This is a genomic window from Enterobacter sp. SECR19-1250, from assembly GCF_013391025.1.
GTDB lineage: Bacteria > Pseudomonadota > Gammaproteobacteria > Enterobacterales > Enterobacteriaceae > Enterobacter > Enterobacter cloacae.
Genome location: NZ_JACASJ010000290.1, coordinates 1 through 878, shown reverse-complemented (window position 1 = coordinate 878; position 878 = coordinate 1). Strand labels below are relative to the sequence as shown.

General features: G+C 37.2%; 1 protein-coding gene. It reads right to left on the bottom strand.

All coding sequences use genetic code 11. The features are described 5' to 3' along the window. Positions 1–37 precede the first annotated feature (37 nt). The gene (locus HX884_RS26660; protein ID WP_218620156.1) at positions 38–760 is read right to left on the bottom strand and encodes a hypothetical protein; all 723 of its coding nucleotides are present in this window, start codon (positions 758–760) and stop codon (positions 38–40) included. Positions 761–878: the final 118 nt, after the last annotated feature.

The window sequence follows — 878 nt, the reverse complement described above, 5'->3', positions numbered from 1 at the left end:
TATCTCTTATCTGGAGATACAGCTACTGTCCGGTGTTTCAGGGGGCTACATCACCTACTATTATCAAGCCACCTATTGCTGTCAGTGCGACTACGAGCGCAGCGAGAACTTTTTTTTCAGTTGATTCAGATTCAATTGCATCCTGCAATTCTGTTCGTAGGTCAAGGTCATCAGTTGTGATATAAATACATGCATCTTTAAGATGCTGAATGGATTTTTCATCTTGGATGATTTTAAGACATTGAAGTTTGTTCCAGGAGTTATTATTATTTTTATCATATACCCGGTGTTTAGAAATATATAATTTTTCTGTATCGCTGACATTGTATGTGACATAACCTGCTTTCATGTAAGGCGCATCGTAGAGGATGCTACAAGCGGTAAAAATGAACAGAACACCGAAAAAAGTCGTGCTAACAGACTCCAGACGCATCGTTCTCTTGACTCCCACTGCGCCAAACCACCCTGTGAAACGCAATGTTGAACGTTCAATTATTCCTTCGCTTAGAGCCTTAGAAATTAATTTTGCATCATCAGCAGAGGCAACTCTCACGCCATTCTTTAACCTGAATAATTGCTGATTATAAAGCATCTCGTCGTACTCGACATATTCTTTATCAGAGTATTTAATGCGGAATAATTTTAGAATGAGTCCAGTAAAGAAACTGATGCTTGGTGATTTCATAAAAAATAATATCGCCAAAAAGAACGCTATATAAATTTTGTACTCACCAAATGCTTCGAAAATATAGTTATTCATCACTCAGGGTCCTTTTGATAAGTTCAATTGAAAATCATTAATCAACGTACATGGATTTCATATCCAGAGGACTTTGTTGAATAAATCGAACTTTTGCTGAGTTGAAGGATCAGATCAC